This window comes from Pseudomonas sp. (assembly GCF_028293835.1).
GTDB lineage: Bacteria > Pseudomonadota > Gammaproteobacteria > Pseudomonadales > Pseudomonadaceae > Aquipseudomonas.
On record NZ_JAQGNX010000182.1, the window covers coordinates 25,216 to 31,836 of the forward strand.

The window sequence follows — 6,621 nt, forward strand, 5'->3', positions numbered from 1 at the left end:
CCTCTTAGAGAGCGAAAAACGATGTGCTGGAGCCAACGAGATTGTTGAGGCTACTGCTCAGTCGTCAAAATTACGGCCTGTAGGCGCGGGCTTTGCTCGCGATCATCTGTACAGCAGTCGTAACCCAGCGTACTCGTTTCTCAGCCATAATGGGGCGCCCCTGGTCTCGCGACTACCACAACACTTTTGTGTAGGTCAGCAGAATTCGGGTTTCATCTGCATCTCTCGCGAAAGACGACCGATAGGTCGCACTGCGCAAACGCAACGCCAGATTCTTGAACGTACCCTCCTGAATGACATAGCGCACTTCAGTATTGCGCTCCCATTCTCTGCCCTTCCCGGCTACTCCTGGCACGTTAGCCTTGTTGCCAGAAATGTAACGGCTCATGAAAGTCAGTCCTGGTATGCCCAGTCGTTCGAAATCGAAATCATATCGGGCTTGCCAAGAGCGCTCTCTGGCCTCGGCGAAGTCGCCAATTTGAGAGAAGTTGACCAGATAGGCATCACTGCCCTCAATGTAAGGAAAGGCGCTTTTCCCCGACATTTTTTGATAGCCCATGCTGATCTTATGTCCGGCAATGGCATAGCCCATCATGCCGTTGAGGGCCTGGTTACCGATTTGCCCACCTCTCGCCTGCCCTTGGTCTTCGCTAGTAAAAAAGCGCAAATCGCCGCTCAAGGCTCCAGAACCCAGTGGTTGGGTCGCGACCAGTCCCAAAAAGTGTTGGCTATAAACATTACTCAAATCAGCGTAGTGATAGCTGAACTTGAGCTGCTCTGTGAGCTGTTGGTCGACGCCGGCAAGGTTCAGATGATCGCCCGTTGCGTTGCGTGTAAAACGATTGTTCTTGTTATTCAGCGCAATGTCTTCGCTGCTCGTATCGTTACGTGCGATGACTTTTTGCAACTGACCTGCCGTCACCGCCAGTCCGGTAATTTTTTGTGAAGTGACCAGCGCACCCTGGAACGATTGCGGCAGGATCATCCCGTCGTTCGGGCGTAGTGTCGGCAACGATGGAAACAATGAGCCGACCTTCAATGCTGTTGCCGAGACCTTTACCTTTGCGGTCAACCCCAGCTTGCTGTACTCGGAATCGGCGCGACCATTGGCGCGAACCGGCAGCAGACCACTGCCGGCCCTGTCGGGACTTGAGTCCAGCCGCACTCCGGCCATGCCAGTCATGTCGAGGCCGAGCCCTACCATGCCCAGCGTGTAGCCCGACTCAAACTTCAGGATAAGGCCTTGGGCCCACTCCTCTCGCTTGGACTGCTGAGTACTCGGCCCGTCCCTGAAGTCGCGGTTGAAATACACGTTACGCGTTTCGAACGTGGCGTGAGAGTCACTTAAAAAGTCGGCGTAAGCCCAGGGACTGAAACCCGCCAGCACGATTGAGCCAGCCAGAGTCGGCAAGGCTATGTGAGCGCCGGCGAGTATTAACGAATTCATGGCAACACCTTCATCTTTATCGCGGACGAGAGTGTCCGAAGCAGAAGGCTCGGCCTTCTGCTCTCGTTCTATGGAATGGATGAGGCCAGGCTGAATGCCTGACCTCGATTCAGAATGATCGAGCGAGCAAGGCGATTATCCGTTCGCCGAACAGCGTCACCGAAACGCCCATTAGCACAACGCTCGCGCCGGCAATCTTGATTGCCGCCACGGGCCGTACTACGACGCCCAGCAAGCCGAAGTGGTCGATCGCCACGGATGACAGCAACTGCCCGGCGATGACTAGCACCAACAGGTTCGCCAGGCCGATGCGCGGAGCCAGCCAAACCGTACAGAAGATGGCCCCGGCACCGAGAACGCCGCCCACCAATCGCCAGGCCGGTTGAGCTGGAATGATGCTGAGCGATTCAGCCAGACCACCTCGCAGGAAGGCGATCACGCCCAGCACGATCATGCCGGTGAGAAAGGAGTAAAACGCAGCGGCCATAGTATTACCCGACATCGCACCTGCTAACTGACTGTTAACGGCCGCTTGGACTGCAATTGCGATACCGGCGATGAACGCCAGCGCAAAGGAAATCAGGATCATGGCCATTGCTCCTTAGTGTGAATGCAGGGGGCTAAAATCTTCGGCAAACGGATCCGCTGTATAACCCGCCGCGTCAAACAGATAGGCGCGGGACTCTTCAGCGGCGATTTCCAATTGCTGGCGGTTTACGCCCAGAACCACACCACCCTGTTTACGAATCCGACCCGCGATGATCACGGTATCGATATCGCCTCGCTCCGCAGCGTGAACGACGGTGCCGAGGGCGTTGTTGGAGGGATAGATGCTCAGGTTATCGGTGCGGATCATGACAATGTCCGCCTGCTTGCCCGGGGAGATGCTGCCGATCTTTGATTCAAGCCCGGCGCAGGCTGCGCCATCCACGGTGGCCGCTTTGAGCAGGCGGCGAGCGCTGACCAGATCAGGGGCCGATGGCCTGCCGTGAAAACGGGCGCTGTGCGCCGCTGCACGTTGCAGATAAAAAGCCACGCGCATTTCGGTGAACATGTCGCCGCTGTAGGAGCTTTCGTTATCCACGCTCAAGCCAGGGCTTATGCCGTGATCGATCGCTTTCTGCCAGGCAAACACGCCGTCTTCGAGACCGTAGTGGGCATCCGAACGTGGGCAGACGTTCACTTTTACACCTGTGTGACGCAGGATCGACCATCCGTGATCCGGCATGCAGGTGCAGTGATTGAAGATATTGTCTGGCCCCAACAGGCCTTCTTCCTGCAAGGCATCGAGTTCGGCGGCCATGCCCGCACCAAAGAATTCGGTGACGATCGTAAGCCCCAGTTCACGAGCAAAGGCCCATTGCTCCCGGTCGATTTGCGCCATCATCGCCAAGCTGACCAGCGAATCCGATTTGGTGGCATATTTGCTTTTTAGACGACGCAGGTCTGCGGGCCACTGAGCGGATTCCCACTCGCCGGACAGAGGTGCACCAGGAGCATGGATAGCGCGGATGCCGGCATCCTGAAGCGCCTCAATAGCAGCGTCAGAGTGGGCACCGCTGCGAGCGTTATGGGAGTTATCGATGATGGTGGTGATACCGGAGTTAATACAGCCGAGTGCCGTCAGCATGTTGCCGACGTACATGTCCTGTGGTCGGTAGTACTTGGCAAACGAGAAATGCGTGGCGTTACAGTAGTCTTCGAGCGTAGGAGAGTTAGGGTTGATGCGACGCAACTGCCCTTCCCAGGCGTGACGATGGGTATCCACCAGACCAGGAATGACGATCATGCCCTTGGCATCCACGACCTCGGCGCCTTCGCTGGAGAGGTCGGGGCCTACCGCAATAATTTCGGTGCCGCGAATCAGCACATCACCACTGGCAAAATTACCCAGGCTGTTATCCATGGTGACAACCATTCCACCCTTGAGCAGCAATAAACGATCTGTACCAGGCAGCGCACCGAGGGGCAAATTGATAGGATCAAACTGTGTCTGAACTGACATGACGACTCCTTGAGTTATGCGGGAAAACTGCCGATTTCGCATTGTCGGACTCAAGACGATTATTTAGAATACCGCATTAACTTCAAACGTTATGAAGGTAAACATACATAATGCGCAGCAGTACGTTCGCCAATCTCAAGGCATTCTTTGCGGTAGCCCAAGCGTGCAATTTCTCTCGGGCCGCGCAGTCCCTCGGCGTCTCTCCTTCAGCCTTGAGCCAAACGATCAAAAGCCTGGAAGAAGGGTTGGGCGTACGATTACTCAATCGCACCACGCGAAGCGTTTCAACAACCGCTGCGGGAGAGAGATTATTCGAGCGCCTGCAAGAGATTTTTGCCGATCTGGATTCTGCGCTTGAGGAACTGAACGAGTACCGCGACACGCCTTCAGGCACGCTGCGTATCAGCGCACCACAAGTCGCCATGCTTCATTTTATTCAGCCTATTCTGCCGACGTTTCAGCTCGCCTACCCGAACATCAAGCTCGAACTCACCACTGACGACAGCACCACCGACATCGTTGCCAAAGGCTTCGACGCCGCCATCAGATTGGGCGAATTCATCGAGCAAGATATGATCGCGCTCAAGCTTAGCGAGCCACTGACACAAATTGCCATAGCCTCCCCCAAGTACCTGAAACTTCGCGGTGCTCCCCAGAAACCGGTGGAACTACTGCAGCACAGCTGCGTGAACTGGAGAAGATCGGGCGAAGCGGGCCTGTATAAATGGCGTTTTCTGAATGGCGATACCCCATTCGAACTGAGCGTAAAAGGCTCTTTGGTCGTCAGTGACTGCGCGGTGGCATTGCAATCCGCTGTGGATGGTCTCGGCATCACGGTATGGATTCGCGAATGGATAAAAGCCGAACTGGACAGCGGCAAGTTGGTTCCATTGCTGGAAGAATGGTCGACCCCGTTTCCCAGCTTTTACTTGTACTACCCCAGTAGCAAGCAGATGTCGTCGGCGTTACAGGTTTTCATTGCAGCATTGCGAGCACCGCATTGATCCGATCCGCACTGCTACCGATAATTGCGGACCAGAAAACAACAAGGGCCTACCTGCGAAACCGCACGTAAGCCCTTGATTTTAAATGGTGCCCGAAGCCGGGGTCGAACCGGCACGTCCTTACGAACGAGGGATTTTAAGTCCATAAATTATCGTTCTAATACAAGTGGATACGCTTTAATTCTTGCCGCAACGGCGAACATTTACCATCTTTGCAGGCCGCACACGGCGTGATGTGAATTATTTTTGCGGCACGTTTTTTCCCGGATTTTGCTGGACCGAACCTTCGTCTGCGCGCACAGATCTTAAATCTCTCACATCGGCAAGTCTTGAACAACATACGTCAAGGACGTACACTCCTACCCATGCTTACGATTATTGAATCACCTCTCTTTACGAAGCTGTGGCCTGACTATTGGACCGAAGAAGAGCGAGGTGCATTCATGAGCTTCCTCGCTAACAATCCTGACGCTGGCGCAGTTGTGCCGGGTTCTGACGGCTGTCGTAAAGTCCGTTGGAGCATCGATGGCCGTGGCAAAAGCGGAGCTGTCAGGGTTATCTATACCGTACAGCTCGCATCTGGAGCGCTAGTCACCCTGCTGATTTACGGCAAAGGCGCTACCGAAAACATTCCAGCGCATATCCTGCGCAAAATCGCGAAGGAAATGAATCATGCCCCTGACTGAAAAAGAACTGATCGAGCGTGACGCCAAGCGCAATATTGGCGAGGAACTGTTGGCTGCTATCATCGATGTCAAGGCTGGCCGTCATGGAAAGGTCCATGCCGTAGTTGTTACCGAGGCCGCTGAAGCTCGGAGCAAAACAGGACTTTCACAACCCAGATTTGCGGAGCTGCTGGGTGTTTCTGTGCGGACGCTGCAGGAGTGGGAGCAAGGCCGTCGTTCGCCTTCCGGAGCTGCCAGGTCTTTGCTGCACATTGCCACTTTACGTCCTGATGTTTTTCGGGATGTGCTTTCGCAGTGATTTTTCCGCAGCAAGCATCAAACACGGTTTCCGCTGGGGTTTGTAAGTGTGATGCGCATTGGTTGGTATCAAAACTGGCATCGGCCAGCGCGGCCTTTCTCTGACGTTCTGCCAAACGAACACACCTTCTTTCAAATATCCAGGCTTCAGTTGTCGTCCGACCCAGCGCCATGTTGGGACATTCGCTGATTTGGACGCATCCACGGATAGGCGCCACGTTGTGCAGCACCTTTTTATCGAGCGCGACCCCACGATGCCTGCGCTGAACGATTAAACACATCAGCAGATCCACAAAACCCGGAAGTATTCCACGCCTCCGGGTACGCACGCGCGGACCAGACAGGGTCTATTACTACTACGATCCGGGAGGATCACCACGACAAGAACTACTGCTTGGCACAGAATACGGGTTGGCAATACTTGAATACGCCAAGCTGGAGAAAGACCGTGTTTCCGACGCCCTGGCATCTGTTGTACTGACCTTCGAGTTTGTAGCCGAACGGTATTTCATCGCGATCGTGCCAACAAAAGCACCCACGCCCCAGAAAGATAATAAGCGCGAGCTAAAGCAACTGCTTTTGTTCTTTAATGAGCCGCCAGCACCGCTAGAAGCCATTGAACCCCAGCATATTCGCTAATATCTATGCTACCGAGCCAAGACAGCTCCGGTGAGGGCAAACCGTGAGAAGGCCATCCTTAGTGCGATTTGGAACTACGCCAGGGAAAGTGGTTTCACTGCTTTAGCCAATCCCTGCGCTGGTGTGAAAGGCAATAAGGAAACTGGTCGTGACGTGTATATCGAGGATGACTTGCTTGCAGGCGTCTACGAGCATGCCGATCAGCCGCTCAACGACGCTCTGGATTTGTTTTATCTGACAGCTCAACGTATTTCAGACACGCTGAAAATGGACGACCGACATGTCCGCAACGATCAATTATGGATTCAGCAAGGTAAGACTGGAGCAAAGCGTCGCATCGAGATTGTAGGAAAGAAGGTGACCCCACAAAATGAGCGATTGCGGAACTTTTTTAATAATTGCGGACCAAAAACCAACAAGGGCCTACCTGCAATAACGCACGTAAGCCCTTGATTTTAAATGGTGCCCGAAGCCGGGGTCGAACCGGCACGTCCTTACGAACGAGGGCTTTTAAGTCCCTTGCGTCTACCAATTTCGCCATTC

At 54.3% G+C, this 6,621-nt stretch carries 6 protein-coding genes, 1 tRNA gene and 1 pseudogene; 4 read left to right on the forward strand and 4 right to left on the reverse strand.

The window, feature by feature from the left end; all coding sequences use genetic code 11:
- Positions 1 to 172 precede the first annotated feature (172 nt).
- The 3 genes from JWR17_RS25520 to JWR17_RS25530 all read right to left on the reverse strand — a co-directional run bounded on the left by JWR17_RS25520 (position 173) and on the right by JWR17_RS25530 (position 3,452).
- Positions 173 to 1,447, reverse strand: coding sequence for an OprD family porin (locus JWR17_RS25520; protein ID WP_299836036.1), 1,275 nt, complete (start codon positions 1,445 to 1,447; stop codon positions 173 to 175).
- A 109-nt stretch (positions 1,448 to 1,556) separates the two neighbouring features.
- Complete coding sequence (locus JWR17_RS25525) at positions 1,557 to 2,036, reverse strand: DMT family transporter (protein ID WP_299836038.1); 480 nt, start codon at positions 2,034 to 2,036, stop codon at positions 1,557 to 1,559.
- Positions 2,037 to 2,048: 12 nt separating this feature from the next.
- Positions 2,049 to 3,452: an amidohydrolase family protein gene (locus tag JWR17_RS25530; protein ID WP_299836040.1), complete on the reverse strand. Its 1,404-nt coding sequence runs from the start codon at positions 3,450 to 3,452 to the stop codon at positions 2,049 to 2,051.
- Between the two features lie 110 nt (positions 3,453 to 3,562).
- Here JWR17_RS25530 and JWR17_RS25535 point away from each other — a divergent pair, with 110 nt between their 5' ends.
- Positions 3,563 to 4,456: a LysR family transcriptional regulator gene (locus JWR17_RS25535; RefSeq protein ID WP_299836042.1), complete on the forward strand. Its 894-nt coding sequence runs from the start codon at positions 3,563 to 3,565 to the stop codon at positions 4,454 to 4,456.
- Positions 4,457 to 4,542: 86 nt separating this feature from the next.
- Here JWR17_RS25535 and JWR17_RS25540 read toward each other — a convergent pair.
- A tRNA-Leu gene (locus JWR17_RS25540) sits at positions 4,543 to 4,676 on the reverse strand.
- 223 nt (positions 4,677 to 4,899) lie between these two features.
- Here JWR17_RS25540 and JWR17_RS25545 point away from each other — a divergent pair.
- From JWR17_RS25545 to JWR17_RS25555, 3 genes and pseudogenes are all read left to right on the forward strand, one after another.
- The gene (locus JWR17_RS25545) at positions 4,900 to 5,142 is read left to right on the forward strand and encodes a hypothetical protein (protein WP_299836044.1); all 243 of its coding nucleotides are present in this window, start codon (positions 4,900 to 4,902) and stop codon (positions 5,140 to 5,142) included.
- Positions 5,129 to 5,440, forward strand: coding sequence for a helix-turn-helix domain-containing protein (locus JWR17_RS25550; RefSeq protein ID WP_299836046.1), 312 nt, complete (start codon positions 5,129 to 5,131; stop codon positions 5,438 to 5,440). Before JWR17_RS25545 ends, JWR17_RS25550 begins: the two co-directional genes overlap by 14 nt.
- Positions 5,441 to 5,718: 278 nt before the next feature.
- Positions 5,719 to 6,432 (forward strand): annotated as a pseudogene (locus tag JWR17_RS25555) (integrase); the annotation flags it as partial.
- Positions 6,433 to 6,621: the final 189 nt, after the last annotated feature.